Annotated in this window: 16 protein-coding genes; 4 read left to right on the top strand and 12 right to left on the bottom strand. The window is 58.6% G+C overall.

The features are described 5' to 3' along the window. Nucleotides 1-272 precede the first annotated feature (272 nt). The 11 genes from B3N48_RS25390 to B3N48_RS25340 all read right to left on the bottom strand — a co-directional run bounded on the left by B3N48_RS25390 (nucleotide 273) and on the right by B3N48_RS25340 (nucleotide 16205). The gene (locus tag B3N48_RS25390; RefSeq protein WP_296188415.1) at nucleotides 273-1247 is read right to left on the bottom strand and encodes a peptide ABC transporter ATP-binding protein; all 975 of its coding nucleotides are present in this window, start codon (nucleotides 1245-1247) and stop codon (nucleotides 273-275) included. Then, a complete protein-coding gene (locus tag B3N48_RS25385) occupies nucleotides 1247-2215 on the bottom strand; it encodes an ABC transporter ATP-binding protein (RefSeq protein ID WP_296188412.1) in 969 nt (322 codons plus the stop codon). The genes B3N48_RS25390 and B3N48_RS25385 overlap by 1 nt, the downstream gene beginning before the upstream one ends. Before the next feature lie 10 nt (nucleotides 2216-2225). After that, on the bottom strand, nucleotides 2226-3137 hold the full coding sequence (locus B3N48_RS25380) for an ABC transporter permease subunit (protein ID WP_296188411.1): 912 nt from the start codon (nucleotides 3135-3137) through the stop codon (nucleotides 2226-2228). A gap of 11 nt (nucleotides 3138-3148) precedes the next feature. After that, entirely contained in the window at nucleotides 3149-4159 is a 1011-nt protein-coding gene (locus tag B3N48_RS25375; RefSeq protein WP_166593749.1) for an ABC transporter permease subunit, read from the bottom strand. A gap of 75 nt (nucleotides 4160-4234) precedes the next feature. Next, the gene (locus B3N48_RS25370; RefSeq protein ID WP_296188407.1) at nucleotides 4235-5854 is read right to left on the bottom strand and encodes an ABC transporter substrate-binding protein; all 1620 of its coding nucleotides are present in this window, start codon (nucleotides 5852-5854) and stop codon (nucleotides 4235-4237) included. Nucleotides 5855-5951: 97 nt separating this feature from the next. Further along, the gene (locus B3N48_RS25365) at nucleotides 5952-7334 is read right to left on the bottom strand and encodes an OprD family porin (protein WP_296188404.1); all 1383 of its coding nucleotides are present in this window, start codon (nucleotides 7332-7334) and stop codon (nucleotides 5952-5954) included. Nucleotides 7335-7491: 157 nt separating this feature from the next. Further along, entirely contained in the window at nucleotides 7492-9093 is a 1602-nt protein-coding gene (locus B3N48_RS25360; RefSeq protein ID WP_296188402.1) for an ABC transporter substrate-binding protein, read from the bottom strand. 339 nt (nucleotides 9094-9432) lie between these two features. After that, nucleotides 9433-11064 carry an ABC transporter substrate-binding protein gene (locus B3N48_RS25355; protein WP_296188399.1) on the bottom strand — a complete coding sequence of 544 codons (1632 nt, stop codon included), beginning with the start codon at nucleotides 11062-11064 and terminating at the stop codon, nucleotides 9433-9435. Between the two features lie 284 nt (nucleotides 11065-11348). Then, nucleotides 11349-12947, bottom strand: coding sequence for an ABC transporter substrate-binding protein (locus tag B3N48_RS25350; protein WP_296188397.1), 1599 nt, complete (start codon nucleotides 12945-12947; stop codon nucleotides 11349-11351). A gap of 103 nt (nucleotides 12948-13050) precedes the next feature. Continuing rightward, nucleotides 13051-15216 carry an HET-C-related protein gene (locus B3N48_RS25345; protein WP_296188394.1) on the bottom strand — a complete coding sequence of 722 codons (2166 nt, stop codon included), beginning with the start codon at nucleotides 15214-15216 and terminating at the stop codon, nucleotides 13051-13053. A gap of 269 nt (nucleotides 15217-15485) precedes the next feature. Continuing rightward, on the bottom strand, nucleotides 15486-16205 hold the full coding sequence (locus tag B3N48_RS25340) for an SIMPL domain-containing protein (protein WP_296188393.1): 720 nt from the start codon (nucleotides 16203-16205) through the stop codon (nucleotides 15486-15488). A gap of 332 nt (nucleotides 16206-16537) precedes the next feature. On the opposite strand from B3N48_RS25340, the gene B3N48_RS25335 reads away from it, so the two are divergent. The 4 genes from B3N48_RS25335 to B3N48_RS25320 all read left to right on the top strand — a co-directional run bounded on the left by B3N48_RS25335 (nucleotide 16538) and on the right by B3N48_RS25320 (nucleotide 21060). Continuing rightward, complete coding sequence (locus B3N48_RS25335; protein WP_296188392.1) at nucleotides 16538-17797, top strand: ATP-binding protein; 1260 nt, start codon at nucleotides 16538-16540, stop codon at nucleotides 17795-17797. Continuing rightward, the gene (locus tag B3N48_RS25330; protein ID WP_296188388.1) at nucleotides 17794-18354 is read left to right on the top strand and encodes a response regulator transcription factor; all 561 of its coding nucleotides are present in this window, start codon (nucleotides 17794-17796) and stop codon (nucleotides 18352-18354) included. Before B3N48_RS25335 ends, B3N48_RS25330 begins: the two co-directional genes overlap by 4 nt. A 99-nt stretch (nucleotides 18355-18453) precedes the next feature. Then, a complete protein-coding gene (locus tag B3N48_RS25325) occupies nucleotides 18454-20190 on the top strand; it encodes an ABC transporter ATP-binding protein/permease (protein WP_296188386.1) in 1737 nt (578 codons plus the stop codon). A gap of 120 nt (nucleotides 20191-20310) precedes the next feature. Continuing rightward, nucleotides 20311-21060 (top strand): FadR/GntR family transcriptional regulator, encoded by a 750-nt coding sequence (locus B3N48_RS25320; RefSeq protein WP_296188541.1) that lies wholly within the window; start codon nucleotides 20311-20313, stop codon nucleotides 21058-21060. Between the two features lie 46 nt (nucleotides 21061-21106). Here B3N48_RS25320 and B3N48_RS25315 read toward each other — a convergent pair whose 3' ends face one another. Next, complete coding sequence (locus tag B3N48_RS25315; RefSeq protein ID WP_296188384.1) at nucleotides 21107-21421, bottom strand: hypothetical protein; 315 nt, start codon at nucleotides 21419-21421, stop codon at nucleotides 21107-21109. Nucleotides 21422-21847 lie beyond the last annotated feature (426 nt).

The raw sequence follows: 21847 nt of genomic DNA, 5'->3' as shown, positions 1-21847 counted from the left end.
GTGGCCTTTTTTTATGGGGGCTTTTTGTCGGCACCCGTTTGCTGCGGGTCTTATAGAGCCCCGGAGGCAGGAGAGAAGCAAGGTGTAAGGCAGTCACGATAGATGTGCCTGATATACCGCCTCGCTGCCGTCGCTACTCCGGCGGCGCCTACCGGCTCAGCGGCAGTCTTCGATTGGGCGAAACGCGCCTGCAACCGGCAAGCACGGCGTATTCAATTTGGCGCCCATAAAAAAGCCCCGCCGAAGCGAGGCTTTTTCAGTTCAGGCGTTCATCACGCCACGAACTGCTCCGCGTAATGGCAAGCCACTTGACGGTTATCCACAGTCCGCAATTCCGGAACCTCTGCCACACAGCGCTCGGTCGCGTATGGGCAGCGCTTGTGGAAGGCGCAGCCTGACGGGGGATTCAGCGGGTTGGGCAGTTCGCCGACGATCTTGATCTTCGGCTTCGACGGATCCGGGTGAATCGTCGGGGTGGCCGACAGCAGCGCCTGGGTGTACGGGTGCAGGGGGCGATTATAAATCTCCTCCTTTGGCCCCATTTCGGCAGGACGCCCGAGATACATGACCAGCACGGTGTCCGCAACGTGACGCACCACCGCGAGGTTGTGCGAAATGAACACGTAACCGGTGTTGAATTCCTGCTGCAGATCCATGAACAGGTTCAGCACCTGGGCCTGAATCGACACGTCCAGCGCCGAGGTGGGTTCGTCGGCGACCAGCACTTTCGGTTGCAGCATCATCGCGCGCGCCAGGGCAATACGCTGACGCTGACCGCCCGAGAACATGTGCGGGTAGCGCTGGTAATGCTCAGGACGCAAGCCGACCTGTTTCATCATCGCCTGCACTTTCTCACGGCGCTCGGCTGCCGACAGCTTGGTATTGATCAGCAGCGGCTCGCCCAGTTGATCACCGATCTTCTGACGTGGGTTGAGCGAGGCATACGGGCTCTGGAACACCATCTGCACGTCTTTGCGCAGTTGTTTACGTTGCTCCTTGGTCGCGCCTTTGACTTCCTGACCGGCGATTTTCAACGAGCCCGAGGAGGGCTCTTCGATCAGGGTCAGGGCGCGGGCGAGGGTGGACTTGCCACAGCCAGATTCACCGACCACTGCCAGGGTCTTGCCGGCTTCCAGTTCGAACGACACGCCGTTCAGCGCGCGAACGGTTGCGTGAGGCTTGAACAGGCCTTGGGATACATCGTAGTGACGGGTGAGGTCACGGGCGGTCAATACGATTTCGCTCATTACGCCACCTCCTGATTCAGCGGGTAGAAGCAGCGGGCGAGGCTGTTGGTTTTAGGGTCCAGCGCAGGACGTTGCTGGCGGCATTTCTCTTGGACATACGGGCAGCGTGGCGACAGCAGGCAGCCGCTTGGGCGGTCGTAGCGACCGGGCACGATGCCTGGCAGTGTCGAGAGGCGCGACGCCCCCATGCTGTGCTCCGGAATCGCTGCCAGCAGGGCTTCGCTGTACGGGTGCGCAGGCACGTCGAACAGACCAGGCACCTGACCGACTTCAACCGCTTGCCCGGCGTACATCACGCACACGCGCTGGGCGGTTTCGGCCACGACCGCCAGGTCATGAGTGATGAGCACCAGTGCCATGTCCTGCTCTTTTTGCAGGGCCAGCAGCAGGTCCATGATCTGCGCCTGAATGGTCACGTCGAGCGCGGTGGTCGGCTCGTCGGCGATCAGCAGCTTGGGCTCACCGGCAATCGCCATGGCAATTGCGACGCGCTGGCTCATGCCGCCCGACAATTGGTGAGGGTAAGCGTCCAGACGCTGTGCCGCGCCCGGAATTTCCACCTTCTGCAGCAGCTCCAGCGCCCGCTGGCGTGCTGCGCGACCTGACATGCCGAGGTGCGCGCGCAGCACTTCCTCGATCTGAAAGCCCACGGTGTAGCTGGGGTTCAGCGCCGTCATCGGGTCCTGGAAGACCATCGACAAGTCTTTGCCGACGATCTGCCGACGCTGACGCGGGCTGAGTTTGAGCATGTCCTTGCCGTCGAAACTGAGCGCGTCGGCGGTGACGATGCCGGGGTGATCGATCAGGCCCATCAGCGCCATCATGGTCACGGATTTGCCCGAGCCGGATTCGCCGACGATGGCCAGGACTTCGCCTTTGTCCACGGCCAGGTCCAGGCCGTCGACGACCGGGGTGGCAGTGGCATCGCCGAAGCGAACGTTGAGGTTCTTGATTTCTAAAAGTGGCATTCGGACGTCCTCAGGCGGCGTTCTTGAGTTTCGGGTCCAGCGCATCGCGCAGTCCGTCGCCCATCAGGTTGATTGCCAGCACGCTGAGCAAAATGGTCAGACCCGGCAGGCTCACCACCCACCAGGCGCGTTCGATGTAATCGCGGGCCGAGGCAAGCATGGTGCCCCACTCAGGGGTTGGCGGCTGTACACCCAGACCCAGGAAGCCCAGCGCCGCAGCGTCGAGAATGGCCGAGGAAAAACTCAGGGTCGCCTGCACGATCAGCGGCGCCATGCAGTTCGGCAGCACGGTGATGAACATCAGGCGTGGCAGGGTGGCGCCGGCCAGACGGGCAGCGGTCACGTAGTCGCGGTTCAGTTCGCCCATGACGGCGGCGCGGGTCAGGCGCACGTAGGACGGCAGCGAGACGATGGCGATGGCGATCACGGTGTTGATCAGGCCAGGGCCGAGAATCGCGACGATGGCCACGGCCAGCAGCAGCGAAGGCAGAGCCAGCATGATGTCCATCAGGCGCATGATGGTCGGGCCGAGGACTTTCGGGAAGAAACCGGCCAGCAGGCCCATGAGGATCCCGGGAATCAGCGACATGACAACGGACGACAGGCCGATCAGCAGCGACAGGCGCGAGCCCTGGATCAGACGCGACAGCAGATCGCGCCCCAGCTCATCGGTGCCCAGCAGGAATTGCCATTGACCGCCTTCAAGCCAGACCGGTGGGGTCAGCAGAAAGTCACGGTATTGCTCGCTTGGGTCGTGAGGCGCGACCCACGGCGCGAACAGCGCGCAGAAAACAATCAGCAGCATGAACGCCAGGCCCGCAACGGCGCCTTTGTTCTTCGAGAAGTGCTGCCAGAACTCTTTGTAAACGGACGGGTAGAGCAGGCTTTGATCGACTGCTACTACGGGAGTAGGTGTGCTCATAAAAAGTGATCTCAGCGCTGGTGACGAATACGTGGGTTGGCAAAGCCGTAGAGGATGTCCACCACGAAGTTGACCAGAATCACCAGGCAGGCGATTAACAGGATGCCGTTCTGCACGACAGGGTAGTCACGGGCGCCAATGGCTTCGATCAGCCATTTGCCGATGCCCGGCCAGGAGAAGATCGTTTCGGTCAATACGGCCCCCGCGAGGAGAGTGCCCACTTGCAGGCCGAACACGGTCAGAACAGGGATCAGCGCGTTGCGCAGGCCGTGGACGAACACCACGCGGGCTGGCGACAGGCCTTTGGCGCGGGCGGTCCGCACGTAATCCTCGCGCAGCACTTCGAGCATCGAGGAGCGGGTCATCCGGGCGATCACCGCCAGCGGAATGGTGCCCAGCACGATGGCCGGAAGAATCAAGTGACGCAGGGCGTCGATGAACGAGCCTTCTTCATCGCTGAGCAGGGTGTCGATCAGCATGAAGCCGGTTTTCGGCGGAATGTCGTATAGCAGGTCGATTCGACCCGATACCGGGGTCCAGCCCAGCGACACCGAGAAGAACATGATCAGAATCAGGCCCCACCAGAAGATCGGCATCGAGTACCCCGCCAGGGAGATACCCATCACCCCATGGTCGAACAGGGATCCTCGTCGCAAGGCCGCGATGACACCGGCCAGAAGCCCGATGATGCCAGCAAATATCAGCGCCGCAATCGACAGTTCCAGGGTCGCCGGGAACAGTGATGTGAATTCGGTCCACACGCTCGTGCGCGTCCGCAGCGATTCGCCGAGGTCGCCATGGGCGAGCTTGCCGACGTAATCGATGTATTGGGCATACAGGGGCTTGTTCAGGCCAAGACGTTCCATGGCTTGGGCGTGCATTTCCGGATCGACCCGGCGTTCACCCATCATGACTTCGACCGGGTCGCCCGGAATCAGGCGAATCAGTGCGAAGGTCAGCAAGGTGATGCCGAAGAAGGTGGGTATTAGCAACCCCACTCGGCGAGCGATAAAACTAAACATCTTCTCGTGTACCTCATCTGCCGGTTAGGCGTGTTCCGGCGGGGTTCGTTTTTGCGAACCCGCCGGATTCTTCTTCTACTTCACCTGGGTGGTGGCGAAGTTATTAGTGGTCAGAGGGCTAATGTGATAGCCCTCTACGTTTTTACGCATTGCAGTGAACATCTTGGTATGCGCCATGCTGATCCATGGCTGATCCTGATTGAAGATCGCCTGTGCCTGCTCGTAGAGCGCGGCACGTTCGGCCGGGTCGGTTTTTTCCCGGGCCTGATCGATCAGGGTCTGGAACTTCTCATTGCACCAGCGTGCGTAGTTTTCGCCATTCTTGGCGGCTTCGCAGCTGAGGTTCGGCGTCAGGAAGTTATCAGGGTCGCCATTGTCGCCTGCCCAGCCCGCCGACACCATGTCGTGCTCGCCGTTTTTGGCACGTTTGAGCATTTCGCCCCATTCCATGACGCGAATATCTAACTTAATGCCGACTTTCGCCAAATCCGACTGCATCATTTGCGCGCCCAGCATCGGATTGGGGTTGGTTGGACCACCGCCATTGCGGGTGAAGAGGGTGAGCACGGTGCCCTCTGGCACGCCCGCTTCCTTCAACAAGGCACGTGCCTTGTCCAGGTCGTGGGCCGGGTTTTTCAATTCCTTGTTGTAGCCCAGCAGGGTGTCCGGGTACGGGTTGACGCCAACGGTCGCGTTGCCTTTGCCGAACAGGGCGTTGACGTAGGCTTCCTTGTCGAAGGCGATATTGATCGCTTTACGCACCCGTACATCGCTCATGTATTTGTGGGTGGTGTTCATCGCGATGTAAGACGTGGTCATCGCGTTCAGTTCGTCGACCTTCAGATTCGCATCGTTCTTGATGCTCGGAATGTCGTCCGGTTTCGGGTACAGCGCGATCTGACATTCGTTGGCCTTGAGCTTCTGCAGGCGCACGTTGTTGTCGGTGGCGATGGCCAGAACGAGTGTGTCAGCCGGTGGCTTGCCACGGAAATAATCCGGATTCGCCTTGAAACGCACTTGGGCGTCTTTGGCGTAGCGCTGGAACACGAAGGGGCCGGTGCCGATCGGCTGGCTGTTCAGGCCTTCGAGCTTGTTGCTCTTGAGCAGTTGATCAGCGTACTCGGCCGAGTAGATCGAGGAGAAGGCCATGGCGACGTCGGCCAGGAACGGCGCTTCGCGGCGGGTCAGGGTGAATTTGACGGTGCTGTCATCAACCTTCTCGACGCTCTTGAGCAGGTCTTTGAAGCCCATGCTTTCGAAGTATGGGAAACCCACGGTCGATTGTTTGTGCCACGGATGGTTTGGGTCCAGCTGACGCTGGAAACTCCAGACCACGTCGTCAGCGTTCATCTCACGCGTCGGTTTGAAGTAATCGGTGGTATGGAACTTGACGCCTTTTCGCAGGTGGAAGGTGTAATTGAGGCCGTCTTCGCTGATGTCCCAGGATTCGGCCAAGGCCGGTTCAATGTCAGTGGTGCCGGGCTTGAAGTCCACCAGACGGTTGTAAATGGTTTCCGCCGCGGCGTCCGCGGTGACGGCGGTGGTGTACAGCGCCGTGTCGAACCCTTCGGGGCTGGCTTCGGTGCAGACCACCAGAGGCTTGGCCGAAACGCCGGCCGCAGCGCTGAGCAGTGTCACCCCCAGCGCCAGTGCGACTGCGTTGCGCAATGTTGCGAGTTTGAATGTCGATTTCAAGAAAACGCCCTCGGCAAGTGATGAAGCCATTACTCAGTGGGTGTTTCGGGGCATTAAGTTCTGCATGAACCACGCCCCGAAACTGCCCAGCGGTTGATTAAAGGATGTTGAACGGGATGGTGGTCACCAGACGGAACTCGTTGATGTTGCCATCAGCCTGGTTGGCGCTCGCGCGGTGGGTGGTGTAGGTCCCGCGCATGGTCGAGGCCTTCAGCGGGCCAGACTGCAGGGTGTACGAGGCACCGACGCCGTATTCGTAGTGAGTTTCGCCGTCCATGCTGCGCACGTCATAAGCGGTGCCCTTGTAATGGGTACCGTCGATGTCGAAACCGCGGGCTTGATAGACGTTGAACTTCAGGCCCGGCACGCCGTAGTCGGCCATGTTCAGCAGGTAGCTCAGTTGCACCGACTTCTCGTTCGGTCCGTTGAAGTCCGACAGCAGGGAGTTGGCGAGGAAGATGGCGTTGCTGTCGTGGACGTAGTCGAAGTAGGTGTCACCTTCGACTTCCTGATACGCGATGCTGAAGCTGTGCGCCTTATGGGTCGCGGTCAACGACAGGGAGTAGGTGTCGTTGTCGATCGGGCCCATTTTCTTCGAGCCGGAATCTTTGGTTTTGTAGTAGTTCAGGTTGGTGCTCAGGCCGAGAACATCGGTGTCGCCTAGTTCATGCAGGAACGAGAAATAGTACTGGTGCCAGAAATCCTGGACGTTCGAGGCGTAGAAGCTGGTGGTCAGGCTCTTGAACGGTTTGTAGTCCACGCCGGCCATGTCCACGCGGTCCGCTTCGATGTTCGCGTTTGCGGTGTACTCGGAGCGAAATTTGGTCAGGCTTTGCTCGGAACGCGGGGAAACACGGTCGAAGCTGCCAGCGGTGAACGACAGGTTGTTGAATTCTTCGCTGAGGATGCTCACACCCTCGAAGCTCGACGGCAGTGCACGGTTACCGATGTACGCCAGTACCGGCGTGTTCAGCGACTGGCGGCCGGCGGTCAGCGTGGTGTTGGAGATACGTGCCTTGATGTTGCCCAGGCCCAGCTTGCTCCACTGGCCAACGGGCTCGCCGTTGTTCTTGGTCAACGTACGGTTGGAGCCACCCATCAGGTCGTCCCTGTCGCGATCCAGTGCAACAGCGTTGTAGACCGCCATCTGCGTGGCGAAACCTACAGTCCCCTGGGTGAACCCCGAGCTGTAGTCAACGATGGTGCCCTGCACCCAGTTGATACGGCGTGGATCACGATCGACCACAACGCCGTTTTCGCTGCGGCTGAAGGTGCCGCCGCGACGCAGCAGTTCGTTGGCGTACCAGTTCTTGGTCGAACCGGTGACTTTCGAGTCTTCCAGAAAGCCCTTTGCTTCGCTCTGGGCGTTGGACGTAGCCAGTGTCGTTGGTACGAATTCCTGACTGGTTGGCTCTGCCTGGGCCGCCATGCTCAAGGTGAGGGCGGAGAGGGCGAATACAGCGGTGCTGGCTTTTTTCACGTTGTGAAGCTCCCTTTTTACTTCTTTATAGAGGCCGGTTTTTATGGAGGACCGGCTTTGATGAAACGGCCTTATGGGCCTTTTTTGCGCTCGCACCGCGGTTCGCGGATAAAGCAGTGCCCAAGGCGATCACTCGCCTGTGGCACGGTTGCTCGGGTTAGTCGGCGATGCTGACGCCGGAGAAGTTATTGCGATTGAACGGGCTGACCAGGAAACCCTGGACCTCTTTGCGCAACGGCTGGATGACCGTGGAATGGGCGATTGGCGTGATCGGCACCTGGCTCTTGAGGTATTGCTGGGCCTGCTTGTAGAGGCTGACGCGCTGGTCCTTGTCCGCGGTGGAAACGGCTGACTTGATCAGGGCGTCATATTTCTCGTCGCACCACATCGAGTAGTTGTTGCCGCCAATGGAGGCGCAGCTGTACAGGGTGCCCATCCAGTTGTCCGGATCACCGTTGTCTCCAGTCCAGCCGATCAGGGAAATATCGTGCTCGCCGTTCTTGCTGCGTTTGAGGTACTCGCCCCATTCGTAGCTGACGATGGTGGCCTTGATGCCGACTTTGGCCCAATCGGCCTGGAGCATTTGTGCCATTAGCTTGGCGTTCGGGTTGTAGGGGCGCTGCACGGGCATGGCCCAGAGCGTGAGTTCGGTGCCTTCCTTCACGCCGGCGGCGCGCAACAACTCACGGGCTTTTTCAGGGTTGTAGGGCGCGTCTTGAATGGTTTCGTCGTAAGACCACTGGGTCGGCGGCATGGCGTTCTGGGCCAATTGGCCCGCACCCTGGTACACCGCGTCAATGATTGCCTTCTTGTCTACCGCCATGTCCAACGCTTGGCGAACCTGGACGTTATCCAGTGGCGCATGGCGCACGTTGTAGGCGATGTAGCCGAGGTTGAAGCCCGGTTTCTCGATCACCTGAAGGTTTTTGTCCGCCTTGATCGACTCAACGTCAGCGGGACGTGGATTGAGCGTCACCTGACATTCGTTTTTCTTGAGCTTCTGCACCCGTACGGAAGCATCTGTATTAATGGCAAAGATCAACTGATCAATCTTCACCCGGCTCGGGTCCCAGAAGTGTTTATTGGCGACGTAGCGGATCTGCGAATCTTTTTGATAACGCTGGAATACAAAGGGTCCGGTGCCGATGGGCGACTGATTGATCTCGCGAACATTGCCCGATGCCATCAGTTTGTCAGCATATTCAGCCGACAGAATTGAAGCGAAGTTCATGGCAATGTTTTGAATGAAAGCTGCGTCCACTTTGTTAAGTGTGAACACAACTGTCATCGCGTCAGTCTTTTCTACCGATTTGATGTTTTTGTCCAGCCCCATGCTGGTCAAGTACGGGAACTCGGTAGGGTAGGCGATACGAAACCGATGGTCCTTCTGCAACATGCGATTGAAGGTGAACAACACGTCGTCGGCATTGAAGTCGCGGGTCGGTGTGAAGAGCTTGTTGTGGTGGAATTTCACACCCTCACGCAAGTGAAAGGTGTAGCTCAAACCGTCCGGCGAGATATCCCAGCGCGTGGCCAAGGCAGGTACCACGCCCGTCTGGCCACGTTCGAACTCGGCGAGCCGGTTATAAATCGGCTCTGCGGCATCGTTGTCTGTGCCCGATGTGTATTGAGCGATGTCGAAACCTGCAGGACTGCCCTCAGAGCAAAACACCAAACTCTTGGCGGCCGCTTGAACAGGGGGAATAGTGGCTAATAGCCCAGCAGTTAATAATGAACACACAGCGCGGTTTTTACGCATGACAATCCTTATCGTCTAGCACTTGTATCACGTTCGAAGATGCGGAAAATCCCAGCGCAATCGTTTGCGCAAATAGAATTATCCGATCAGATAAACCGACCGACGGGAAAACGATAACTATCGGATACGGGAACTCAGGACGGTATGTCCGTCCGGCCGTACAGTAAATACTTCAGACTTCTTCAATGTTTGTAGGAAAAGTGCATATCGTTAGTAGGCAATTTCTTTCGGCTGCAAACTTACACGTCTAACGATATTCATTTTCGTTTAGCAATCACGCACATAACGGCACAGTCGCGATACCCGGAGGTAACGCGACTGTGATATCACAGAGAGGTATTACTTACCGCTGACGCTCACGCCGTAGAACGAGTTCAGACCGAATGGACTGATCTTGAAGTCCTGAACTTCCTTACGCATCGGCTGGTAAACCGTCGAGTGCGCAATAGGTGTCATCGGGACTGCGTCCTTGAGCAGGTGCTGAGCCTGTTTGTACAGCTCGGTGCGCTTGGACTGGTCGGTCGTTTCCTTGGCTTGATGGATCAGCTTGTCGAAACCGTCCTTGTCACACCATTTGGCGAAGTTGTTGCCGTTGATCGCGTCGCAACCGAACAGCGTGCCCAGCCAGTTATCCGGGTCACCGTTGTCGCCGCTCCAACCAATCAGCATCGCGCCGTTTTCGCCGTTTTTGGCGCGCTTGATGTACTCGCCCCACTCGTAGGAAACGATCTTGGCGTTGATGCCGATCTTCTTCCAGTCGTTCTGGAGCATTTCAGCCATCAGCTTGGCGTTCGGGTTGTACGGACGCTGAACCGGCATCGCCCACAGGGTGATTTCGGTGCCGTCGGCCACGCCTGCCTTTTTCAGCAGTTCTTTGGCTTTGGCGACGTCGTACGGGGCGTCTTTGATGGTGGTGTCGTAAGACCACTGGGTCGGCGGCATGGCGTTAACCGCCAATTGGCCTGCACCCTGGTAAACGGCGTCGATGATGGCTTTCTTGTCGACCGCCATGTCCAGCGCCTGACGCACTTCCAGTTTCGACAGCGGGTTCGGTTTGCTGTCGCCCTTGATTTGCGGCATGACGTTGTAGGCGATGTAACCCAGGTTGAAGCCCGCCTGATCCGGCATCTTCAGCGCAGGATCATCTTTCAGCGGCTTCAGGTCGGCTGGGCGTGGGTAAGCGGTGATCTGGCATTCGCCTTTCTTCAGCTTTTGCGCACGAACCGATGCGTCAGTGGTGATGGCGAAAATCAGGTTGTCGACTTTGACGTCTTCAGGCTTCCAGTAGTCTTTGTTTCCGGTGAAACGGATGTTGGAGTCTTTCTGGTAGCTCTTGAACACGAACGGGCCAGTGCCGATCGGCTTCTGGTTGATGTCTTCAGGCTTGCCTTCTTTGAGCAGTTGCGCAGCGTATTCAGCGGACTGAATGGACGCGAAACTCATCGCCAGGTTCTGAATGAACGCGGCATCGACCACGCCGAGGGTCATTTTGACAGTGTGATCGTCGACCTTCTCGATCTTGGTGATGTTGGTGTCCATCGCCATGTCGGTGAAGTACGGGAATTCGGTCGGGTACGCCTTACGGAACGGATCGTCCTTGTTGATCATGCGGTTGAACGTGAACAGCACGTCATCGGCATTGAAGGTACGGGTCGGTTTGAAGTACGGCGTGGTGTGGAACTTGACACCTTCACGCAGGTGGAAGGTGTAGCTCAGGCCGTCGGGGGAGACGTCCCAGCTGGTGGCCAGACCTGGAATGACGGCGGTGCCGCCCCGTTCGAACTGGCTCAGACGGTTGAAAACGGTCTCGGCCGAAGCGTCGAAGTCGGTGCCTGTGGTGTATTGACCTGGGTCGAAACCAGCGGGGCTGCCTTCGGAGCAGAACACCAGGTTCGATGCTGCTTGAGCGAAGGGAGCGCTGGCGATCAAACCTGCGCCGAGAAGAAACGGAATGACCGCTTTTTTGAGCATGGTGGCCTCAGTTGTTGTCATTTTTTAGTTGAGGGTACGACCTCGTGGGTCGGTCCCGCGGATACTTATGCAGGCGCCATACCCAAAGCAAGATGCTGGCGCCAAACACGTGTCAAAGAGTGGCACGAACGTACACGAATGTCGCAAAACTATAATTTATGGCGCGGGTGAACGTTTGCGTGTCGCATATTGACATTTCCCCTGCGCATTTCTGGTGCATCGCCCCGTGGCAAATGCACCCGTATGTCTCGCAAGTGTTACTTCGCTGTTGGTGCCAGATGATGCTATTTGGCCAGGCTTACCCCGTAGAAGGGTGTCAGGCCAAATGGGCTGAGTTTGAAGTCCTGCACCTCCTTGCGCATGGGCTGAAAGACTTTGGAGTTGGCGATCGGGGTGATCGGCACGTCGTTTTTCAGAATGTTCTGGGCCTGCTGGTACAGCTTGATCCGCTCGTCGCGGTTGCTGGTCAGCTTCGCCTGCGTGACCAATTTGTCGTAGCTCGGGTTGCACCATTTGGCATAGTTGCTGCCTTTAACAGCCGCACAGCTGTAGAGCACGCCCAGCCAGTTGTCCGGGTCACCGTTGTCGCCTGTCCAACCATAGATCATCACGTCGTGCTCGCCAGCCTTGGCGCGCTTGATGTACTCGCCCCATTCGTAGCTGACGATGTTGGCTTTGATGCCGATCTTGGCCCAGTCCGACTGAATCATCTGCGCTGACATGCGTGCGTTCGGGTTCGACGCCCGCTGCACGGTCATGGCCCACAGGTTGATCTGGGTCCCTGGTGCAACGCCCGCTTCCTTGAGCAGCTGCCTGGCTTTTTCAGGGTTATAGGGCGCGTCCTTGATGTTCGGGTCATAGCCCCATTGCGCCGGCGGCAGGGCGTTCTGCGCCAATTGACCTGCGCCTTGATACACCGCCTTGATGATCGCGGGTTTGTCGATTGCCATGTCCAGCGCTTGACGCACCTTGAGTTGATCCAGCGGCGCATGGGTGACGTTGTACGCCAGAAAACCGAGGTTGAAACCGGGCTGACTCAGCACTTTCAGGTTCGGGTCTTTCTGCGCTTCTTCGATGTCCTGCGGACGCGGGTAGCCGCTGATCTGGCATTCGCCGGTCTTGAGTTTCTGCAAGCGGGTGGCCGCGTCGGTGTTGATCGAGAAGATCAGGTTGTCGAGCTTCACGTCCTCCGGCTTCCAGTAATCCTTATTGCCGACGAAACGGATCTGCGCATCTTTCTGATAGCGCTTGAACACGAAGGGCCCGGTGCCGATCGGCTTCTGGTTGATGTCTTCGGCCTTGCCTTCCTTGAGCAACTGCGCCGCATATTCGGCGGACTGAATCGACGCGAAGCTCATGGCCAGGTTCTGGATGAATGCGGCATCGATGTTGTTCAGATGGAATCTGACGGTGTGATCGTCGACTTTCTCCACCTGTTTGATGGTCTTGTTCATGTCCATGTCGGTGAAGTACGGCGACTCGGACGGATACGCCTTGCGGAATGGGTCATCGGCATTGAGCAGACGATTGAAGGTGAACAGCACGTCGTCGGCATCGAAGTTGCGCGTGGGTTTGAAGTAATCGGTGGTGTGGAATTTCACCCCCTCACGCAAATGAAAGGTATAGGTCAGGCCGTCTCCAGACACGTCCCACTGAGTGGCCAGCCCAGGCTCGACTTCCGTACCGCCGCGTTTGAACTGGGTCAGGCGGTTGAACACGGTTTCGGCCGACGCATCGAACTCCGTGCCACTGGTGTACTGGCTGGGATCGAAGCCTGCAGGGCTGGCTTCGGAGCAATAGACCAGCGTGCTGGCGGCGTGCACAGACGGCACGCACAGCGCCACGGCGGCAGCCAGAAGCAGCGGTTTAAAGGTTTTCTCCATGTGAACCTCATGCAAGTGCGGCATTCATGCCGGAATCATCGACGGATGATAGACAGCGCAGAATGCCGCAGGGTTGAGCGTTCGAACAAGAAAACCCTTAGACCTATTTGATGATGCCTAATGCCTGATAAAGCGCATAAAGCGCAGAGCCGGCGGGGGTGAGTTTCAGTAATACCCAGAGGGGCGAATCCTTATCCTGGAACTCGCCTCTCATGAAGTTCAGGTACGCGGCGCCATCCTTGGCCAGACGATCAAGCGTGGCTTGTCCCGTATCAGCGAGTTGCTCATGAATGGCGCGCAGCTCGAACTTCGAGGTGGCGCGGCGCACGTTTTCAGTGTTTTTTGCCGCCCAGTCAGCGACTGGCGCATCTTGCCACTCACTGTTGTAGGGATGTTTGAAATAGGCCGTAGCGATTGCAACGGGGTCTGCCCGGGTGTCGCCGTTCCAATGCCTGACCATGGCGGCGCCGACCGCTCTCACGGCTTCGGATGCCAGCTGGCTTGCCAGCAGGTGCAGTGGGTGTTCGGCATGGTCCTTGGCCAGCTGTGAGTGAGTCGGGTCAGTCGAACCATTGTCGTGGGGATCTTCGCCGTACCGGGTCTGCCAGTCCTTGATGTTTTCCCCGAATCGCGTCAGCACACCTTGCATGACGATGCCAAGCGCATTGCCGAGCACAGAGGCCGGTCCTGTCAGGTAGGCTGCGCTTCGTTGAACGAACTCTGCGAAGGGCAGGCCGACCCATCCATCACGAGCGTTCAGAAAGGCCTGGAAGTGCGCGAGGTAGGACGGGTTCTCATGCTCTTCGAGAAGAATCAACAACATCTGTTCGCGAGGGCTTCGGTCACCCGGTTTGATCGGCCTATAGGTGAGGTCGTCCAGCGAGAAAAGAATCTTGCCCATAGGCCCGGCCACGCTGGCCAGGACATCGGTAGCGCCGAACATCCCTGTCACGAGTGGCAGGCGCGCCTCACACTCGGCGGGAGAGGTCCATGGCAGCACCTCGGAATGGCCATTTTTGATCAGCGCCAGCTCCACGAAGTTGGAGTGGGCGAAAAAGTCTTCAAGTACATGCAACGCCGAGCCGAATGCGCGCAAGCCCCAAGGCTTGCGCGGGTGTTCCATGGCGAATCGCAGCTCGCGCGCCATGAAGTCGACCGACCTGCCGATGTAGCGCTTCATCGATGTTGCGTAATCAATTTGCAGCAGAGGATCACCGTCAAACACCAGCGGTTCAAAATCCTGGTCCCTTGACTTCGGGTCCGGTGTATTGCGGTCGACGACGCGTGGATTGTCGATGTGTTCACTGGGGCGGTACACACCGAGCACATCGGGGGTCACCCGGTATAAGTCCCCGCCAGCCTGGCGAATGTCCCCGAATCGTTTCAGGGAAAGCACGTCGACGATCCGGGTAAGGGCGTCTCGGGACAGCACGTCGGGGAAGTCCTTAGGGGCGCTGGCCGCCCGAACGATCTTGGGATCGAGCAACTGCGAATAATCCCGCAGCCAGTTGCCAAAATAGAGGGTGTTCAGTTCATAGGGGCTCATCTCCAGGTCATACAGCACGGACTCGATCGTCTCGTGGGTATGGTGATGTTCATCGCCGTCTCCGGCTTCGAAGCGTTCGCGCTCGGGGTGCGGGTGGAGGAGGTTTGAGGTTTCGTTGAGGTTCGAGTAGCGCCACAAGATGCGGATGCGCGCGTCAGTCCATTGCACTTCGATTCCCAGCGGTTGGCTGGTCGATCCGTGCCGGTAGCTGGCAATGCGCACACGTTCGGTATCGAACTGGCCGATCGTAGCCATCGCAATGGAGAACCGGCTGCCTTCTTCACCACTTGCGTCGTTGGCGATCGGCGTTGCGCCGTCATCCAGATCAGGGGTGAGGTCGTTGCGCAGAACGTTGTCGATGTGGTGGCCGAACTCATGAAGCAACACGTCGAGAAAATCGGCGCCCTGTCCATTTTCCAATGCGTTGTGGATAACCTCGCTGTGAATGCGGATCACCTTTTCGCGGTTGCTGTAGTCGGCCAGGTAGTCGCCGTCTTCGATGAGAATGACCGGGTTGTCGATTTCTCCGGCAATCAGCCGGTCCTGCAGGGCGCGGTAAACACTCTCGGGTATGTCCTGGCCAAAGATGCGGGCCATCTGCTTGGCGAAATCATCAGCAGAGAGGGTCGCCGCCACCTGGGTCAGCAGATCCAGGGCGAACGTGCTGCGCACGGCGGTTTCTGGCTGGTCGAGGAAACGAGGTGTCGCGAGTTGAAAAGCCATGATGGATTCTTCCGTGAATCAGTAATGAGCGACCGGTCGGGCGTTTTGAGGCCGGGACAATCCGGGCAGTCAGACGCTCCAGTCGTGAAATGTTTTGTAGTGCTACGGGGGGCGAGTGTACGGATCTGGCGGGGTGTGCAAATCAGACAGGGCGCGGCTCTGCGTAGGACCCGTTAGCAGGTGAATGGAGAAGGGGCGACTGGACGTCAGGAAAAGGGCGGGGGTAGAAAGAAGGACCCGCGGCAGCCCTTGACTGCCGCGGGTTGTTGTCAAGGTATCGCGACTTCGATCACCCCGTCGGCGGTGACGCTGACCTGGCTAGTGCCGGCTTCGACATCAGGCGTTGGCGCAGCGTCGGAGCGGGCGGCGGCTTTCATCATCATGACCGGCGCACGCAAATAAGGCTGTGGATAACCCGAGGTGTTCAGGTTCAGGTTGACCAGCTTGTAACCGCTGCCGCCCAGGGCATCGGTGACCAACTGCGCACGGGCTTTGAAAGCTGTGACGGCGTTTTTCAACAGGGTGTCTTCGCTGGCCTTGCGCGCCGGATCAGAGATCGAGAAGTCCATGCCGCCCATTTTCATGTCGCTGCCCAGCAGTTCGCCGGTGAGTTTGGACAGCGCTGCAAAATCCGGACTTTCCAGGCGCAGCTCGGCGCGCTCACGCCAGCCGGTGATCTTCTGTCCTTTGTCGTCATAAATGGGGTAGCTGTTACGGCTGCCTTGGCGGATGGTCACTTCCTTGACTTGACGGGCTTCGCCGAGAGCTTTGTTGAGGGATTCGGTGATCCCGGCGGCGAGTTTGGCCGGGTCGGTGTTCTGGGACTCGGTGTACACGGTCACGGTCATCAGATCGCGCTGAACTTCCTGATTGACCTCGGCACGTACGGACACCTGATTGTAATGCACGTCTTCGGCCATGACGCCGGCGCTGGCCAGCGTGGCGGCGCCGAAGGTGAGGGCGATGGCAGTGGGGCGAAGGCTGAACATGTGAAACTCCTTGTTTGGCGAGCCGTCCGAGGGGCTGGTGTGAAGCGCTGGCGGACGGATGCCCATCAGACTGTCATGCCGGGTTCTTGTTCCGAAAGGACCGAGGTACCCACTATTGCGGGAGCCGGCTCGCTGGCGAAAGCGGTCTGGCTGTACCTGCTGAAGCGACGGATGCGCCGCCTTCGCCAGCAAGCCCGCTCCCACATGCGTGAGTCGATCGCTTGTCTGCGCGAAAGCCGTCTACTGTGGCGCTTTGACGCACATTGGCGGAAACCGCTGTCCCATTGGTTATACTCGCTCCGGTCTGCCTGGAGCGCTCATCAGGAGAGCTCATGCTCGCCCCCGTACAATTACTCTCTGCCACGCGTCAGAACCTTTGGCGACTGACGTTCATCCGCATTCTGGTGCTCGGCGCCCAAGCCGGTTCGGTGGGCTTTGCGTACCTGTTCAACCTGCTGCCGTTGCCATGGCTGCAACTGGACATCACCCTGGGTTTTTCCGCCATCGTCTGTCTACTGACGGCGATCAGGTTGCGCACCTCCTGGCCTGTGACCGAACTGGAATACGCCGTACAGCTGGCGTTCGACCTGTTCATCCACAGCGCGCTGCTGTTTTTTTCCGGTGGGTCGACCAATCCTTTCGTTTCCTACTATCTGGTGCCGCTGACCATTGCTGCGGTGACCCTGCCGTGGCGCTATTCGCTGATTTTGTCGGGCATCGCGTTGGCGCTGTACACGTTGATGCTGGCCAATTTCTACCCGATCGAGGCGTTCGCTGCTGCGCGGGAGAAGATGCAGATCTACGGCATGTGGCTGAGCTTTGCCCTTGCAGCGGGGGTCATCACATTTTTTGCGGCACGCATGGCCGAAGAATTGCGGCGTCAGGAACAGATGCGTGCATTGCGCCGCGAAGAAGGCGCTCGGGATCAGCAACTGCTGGCGGTGGCGACCGAGGCAGCGGGCGCTGCTCATGAGTTGGGCACGCCGCTGGCGACCATGAGCGTGCTGCTCAAAGAAATGCAGCAGGATCACAAAGATCCGGCGCTGCAAGAAGACCTGTCGGTGCTGCAGGATCAGGTCAAGCTGTGTAAGGAAACCTTGCAGCAACTCGTGCGTGCGGCTGAGGCCAATCGTCGTCTTGCCGTGCAGGAGCAGACCGTCACCCACTGGCTCGATCAGGCCCTCAACCGCTGGCACCTGATGCGCCCGGAAGCGAGCTACCGGTTTCAGCGTCTGGGGCAGGGCGACGTACCAATGGTCGCGCCGCCTCCCGATCTGACCCAAGCCCTGCTGAACTTGCTGAACAACGCCGCCGACGCCTGCCCCGAAGGGCTGGAGGTCAATCTGGACTGGAGCGCCGTGGAAATCAGCATCCGCATTCGCGATCACGGGGCAGGGGTCCCGCTGGCGGTTGCCGAACAGATCGGCAAACCTTTTTTCACCACCAAGGGCAAAGGCTTCGGCCTGGGCCTGTTCTTGAGCAAGGCCAGCGTGACCCGCGCCGGTGGCTCGGTGAAACTCTATCCCCACGAGGAAGGCGGCACGCTCACCGAGCTGCGCCTGCCCCGGAACGCAACAGGAGATGAAGCATGACTGAAGAAATCCAGGTCGAGGGCGAAGAGCTGCCGCACCTGTTGCTGGTGGACGACGACGCCACCTTTACCCGAGTGATGGCCCGGGCCATGGCGCGCCGTGGTTTTCGCGTCAGCACCGCCGGTTCCGCTGAGGAAGGTCTGAAGCTGGCACAGGAAGATCTGCCGGACTATGCCACCGTCGATTTGAAGATGGAGGGCGACTCCGGTCTGGTGCTGCTGCCCAAGCTGTTGGAACTGGACCCGGAAATGCGGGTCCTGATACTGACCGGTTATTCGAGCATTGCCACCGCTGTCGAAGCCATCAAGCGCGGCGCCTGCAACTACCTGTGCAAACCCGCCGATGCAGACGATGTGCTGGCCGCGCTGTTGTCCGAGCACGCCGATCTCGACACCCTGGTGCCAGAGAATCCGATGTCCGTGGACCGCCTGCAGTGGGAGCACATTCAGCGCGTATTGACCGAGCACGAAGGCAATATTTCGGCCACAGCGCGAGCATTGGGGATGCATCGACGGACGTTGCAACGGAAGCTGCAGAAGCGCCCGGTCCGCCGCTAAGCGAGGATCGCTGGTTAAAGATTTATTCATGGAAGACCGTGCGTGGCGTCTGGCACATTGGTCCCGACGCCACTAAATGCCTGCCGCCGAGCCGCTGCCATGAATTTTGATATTGATGAATCCAGGGTCAATGACGCTGTGACCGGAAGCTTTTTCTCCCGGGTCTGGAAGTTGGTTGCGCCGTACTGGCGCAGCGAAGAAAAGGGCATGGCCTGGGTCTTGCTCATTGCAGTGATCGCGCTGTCGCTGTTCAGTGTGTTCATCTCCGTGCTGGTCAACCGCTGGTATCGCGATTTTTACAACGCCCTGCAAAACAAGGATCTCGGGGCGTTCACCCACCTGATTCTGTATTTCTGCGGCATCGCTGCTATCGCCATTCTTGGCGCGGTGTATCGCCTATATCTGACGCAAATGCTGACCATCCGCTGGCGTCGCTGGCTCACCGAAAAGCATTTCACCAAGTGGCTCGCCCACAAGAATTATTACCGGCTGGAGCAGGGCGGTTACACCGATAACCCTGACCAGCGTCTGTCCGAAGACCTCAACAACTTCACCTCCGATACCCTGAGCCTGAGCCTTGGCCTGCTGCGCACGGTGGTGAGTCTGGTGTCGTTCTCGGTGATCCTGTGGGGCGTGTCCGGCAGCATCGAATTGTTCGGCATCACCATCCCCGGTTACATGTTCTGGGCCGCGCTGCTTTATGCCGCCGTCGGCAGTTGGCTGACTCACCTGATCGGCAGACGCCTGATCGGCCTGAGCAACCAGCAACAGCGCTATGAGGCCGACATGCGTTTCTCACTGGTGCGGGTGCGTGAAAATGCCGAGAGCATTGCGCTGTCCGACGGCGAGGCCAACGAGAATCAACGCCTTAGCGCTCGCTTCGGCATGGTCTGGAGCAACTTCTGGACCATCATGAAAGTGCAGAAACGTCTGACGTTCTTCACCGCCGGTTACTCACAAATTGCCATCGTGTTCGCCTTCGTCGTGGCCGCGCCGCGCTATTTCGCCGGGAAGATCGAGCTGGGCGAGCTGATGCAAATCAACTCGGCGTTCGGCAACGTGCAGGAAAACTTCAGCTGGTTCATCGACGCGTATACCCAGTTGGCATCGTGGCGGGCGACCTGCGATCGTCTGCTCAGCTTCCGTCAGGCCATGGACGAAAACGAAGCCTGCGTGCCCTCCATTGATGTCGACCATCAGGGCGACGCGCTGCACGTGCAGAATCTGGGCCTGTCATTGCTGGGTGGTCGTCAGTTGCTGAACAACGCCAACATCGACATCGCCGCGGGCGAGAAGGTGATGTTGAGTGGTCGCTCCGGCAGCGGCAAAAGCACGCTGTTGCGCGCCATGGGTGGCCTGTGGAATGAGGGCCACGGCGCGGTGAAGCTACCCGCGAAACGGGCGTTCTTCTTGCCGCAGAAACCTTATCTGCCGATCGGCACGTTGCGCGAAGCCTTGAGTTATCCCCAGGCACCAGAGGTGTATCCAGCCGAGCGCTTTGCCCAGGTCCTGGACACTTGCCGTTTGAGTCATCTGGTGCCGCGGTTGGACGAGAGCAATCACTGGCAGCGCATGCTGTCGCCCGGTGAGCAGCAGCGCGTGGCATTCGCCCGGGCACTGCTGTTCGCGCCCGACTGGCTATATCTGGACGAAGCGACTTCGGCGATGGACGAAGAAGACGAAGCGACGCTGTATCAGGCAGTGCTTGATGAGCTGCCGGGCGTGACGCTGCTCAGCATCGGGCATCGCAGCAGCTTGAAACGTTTCCATCGCCGCCATGTGCGCATCGAGGATAGCCAGTTGAAGGAGCAATCCATTACCGAGACCGCGATCTGACGCAACGTTAAATGGTGAATCTGCCGCAAAAACCTACGAACTCGCCGGGTTTGTTGTGTGATCGTACAACCCGGTGAGCTATGATTGACCTTTCACCGTATTTAGAGATGCATGTTGGATATGGAAAATCAGAGTGCTCCGCCTCGCGCCCGTCGAAAGCACCGCAGCCTGGCACAAGAATTGGTCACCGAACTCTCCGAGCGCATCCGCAACGGAGCGCTCAAACGCGGTGACAAGCTGCCGACCGAGTCGGCGATCATGGAAGAGCAGGGCGTCAGCCGCACTGTCGTGCGTGAAGCCATTTCCCGATTGCAGGCGTCGGGGCTGGTCGAAACACGCCACGGCATCGGCACTTTCGTACTCGACACGCCAAGCCCGAGCGGCTTTCGGATCGATCCGGCCACCATCGTCACCTTGCGCGATGTATTGGCGATTCTCGAACTGCGAATCAGCCTCGAAGTCGAGTCAGCAGGGCTTGCGGCGCAACGTCGTTCGACCGAGCAGCTCGCCGACATGCGCGCTGCCCTCGATGCCCTCAATGAAGGCGCCTCCCACGCCAGCGATGCGGTAGGCGCGGACTTCCAGTTCCACATGGCAATAGCGCTGTCCACCGGCAACCGCTACTTCACCGACATCATGAATCACCTGGGCACCAGCATCATTCCACGCACCCGGTTGAATTCGGCGCGTCTGGCCCATGACGATCATCAGCACTACATGAACCGCCTGAGCCGCGAACACGAAGAAATCTACGACGCCATTGCGCGCCAGGATTCCGATGCTGCACGCGCCGCGATGCGCCTGCACCTGACCAACAGCCGCGAGCGGCTGCGTCATGCGCATGAAGAGGCGGAGTCGCAGCGGGCCTGAGGTTGCCCGAGCCCTCTCGCCAAGTGCAACGCCATCGGGCGGTGCGCTAACGCTGAGCAGATTGGGCAGGGCGCATCTCCCGGCGCAGGTAACGGGTCAGTAATACACAGATCCAGACGGCGATGGATGGAGTCATGCTTAGCCACATGATGGTGAAGCAATCCAGCATGTCACGCAGATCCTTGCTGCCCATTGCTTCCAGAAACCACCGGTGGGCACTCGCACCTATCCAACTGTCGAATAACCATTGCACGGGTTTCAGATTCAGAACGCAATAACCGAGCGCGATCGTGAGCACGAAAATGAATGCGACTTGGGCCATCTTTACCAAGGCGATATTTATTAGAGTGCGGAGGCGCATTTTTTATGACCTCGTACTTTCAAGGTGCGCAAGTAACGGGTCAGCAAATTACATAGCCAGATTGCCGCAGGCAACACTGCCCCGCAAGACGTGACGATAAGTGTATCCAAGGCGCCCTCGCAGCCCATCCAATCGAATTCGCTCATTAGCCAATGAAGTGCGTCTCGCCCAAAACGGGATTGTAGTATCCAGTCAGCCGGCCCCCAATTCATCATGCAGTAGGCTAAAAACAGTGTCGTCGCAAGAGTAAACGCAATCTGCAGGGCTTTTATTGCAATATGCTTAATCAACCTTCTGTTGATCACTTTTGTTTCTCCTGAATATGAGTTTCCAACGACGCGTCAGCAGAGCGCAGATCCATATCGACAATGGCAGCACGGAGCCATACGACATGAAAATCAATGCGTCCAATGTGTCTTCGATTCC

This window comes from Pseudomonas sp. UBA1879 (assembly GCF_002338065.1).
In the GTDB taxonomy this organism is placed as follows: domain Bacteria; phylum Pseudomonadota; class Gammaproteobacteria; order Pseudomonadales; family Pseudomonadaceae; genus Aquipseudomonas.
Note: the sequence above shows the minus strand (reverse complement) of the source record. Positions and strands in the feature narration are given on the sequence as shown.

Coding starts and splice junctions, on each gene's coding strand:
- B3N48_RS25390 (WP_296188415.1), bottom strand. CDS start 1,247: ATGAGCGAAATCGTATTGACCGCCCGTGACCTCACCCGTCACTACGAT.
- B3N48_RS25385 (WP_296188412.1), bottom strand. CDS start 2,215: ATGCCACTTTTAGAAATCAAGAACCTCAACGTTCGCTTCGGCGATGCC.
- B3N48_RS25380 (WP_296188411.1), bottom strand. CDS start 3,137: ATGAGCACACCTACTCCCGTAGTAGCAGTCGATCAAAGCCTGCTCTAC.
- B3N48_RS25375 (WP_166593749.1), bottom strand. CDS start 4,159: ATGTTTAGTTTTATCGCTCGCCGAGTGGGGTTGCTAATACCCACCTTC.
- B3N48_RS25360 (WP_296188402.1), bottom strand. CDS start 9,093: ATGCGTAAAAACCGCGCTGTGTGTTCATTATTAACTGCTGGGCTATTA.
- B3N48_RS25355 (WP_296188399.1), bottom strand. CDS start 11,064: ATGCTCAAAAAAGCGGTCATTCCGTTTCTTCTCGGCGCAGGTTTGATC.
- B3N48_RS25350 (WP_296188397.1), bottom strand. CDS start 12,947: ATGGAGAAAACCTTTAAACCGCTGCTTCTGGCTGCCGCCGTGGCGCTG.
- B3N48_RS25345 (WP_296188394.1), bottom strand. CDS start 15,216: ATGGCTTTTCAACTCGCGACACCTCGTTTCCTCGACCAGCCAGAAACC.
- B3N48_RS25340 (WP_296188393.1), bottom strand. CDS start 16,205: ATGTTCAGCCTTCGCCCCACTGCCATCGCCCTCACCTTCGGCGCCGCC.
- B3N48_RS25335 (WP_296188392.1), top strand. CDS start 16,538: ATGCTCGCCCCCGTACAATTACTCTCTGCCACGCGTCAGAACCTTTGG.
- B3N48_RS25330 (WP_296188388.1), top strand. CDS start 17,794: ATGACTGAAGAAATCCAGGTCGAGGGCGAAGAGCTGCCGCACCTGTTG.
- B3N48_RS25325 (WP_296188386.1), top strand. CDS start 18,454: ATGAATTTTGATATTGATGAATCCAGGGTCAATGACGCTGTGACCGGA.
- B3N48_RS25320 (WP_296188541.1), top strand. CDS start 20,311: ATGGAAAATCAGAGTGCTCCGCCTCGCGCCCGTCGAAAGCACCGCAGC.
- B3N48_RS25315 (WP_296188384.1), bottom strand. CDS start 21,421: ATGCGCCTCCGCACTCTAATAAATATCGCCTTGGTAAAGATGGCCCAA.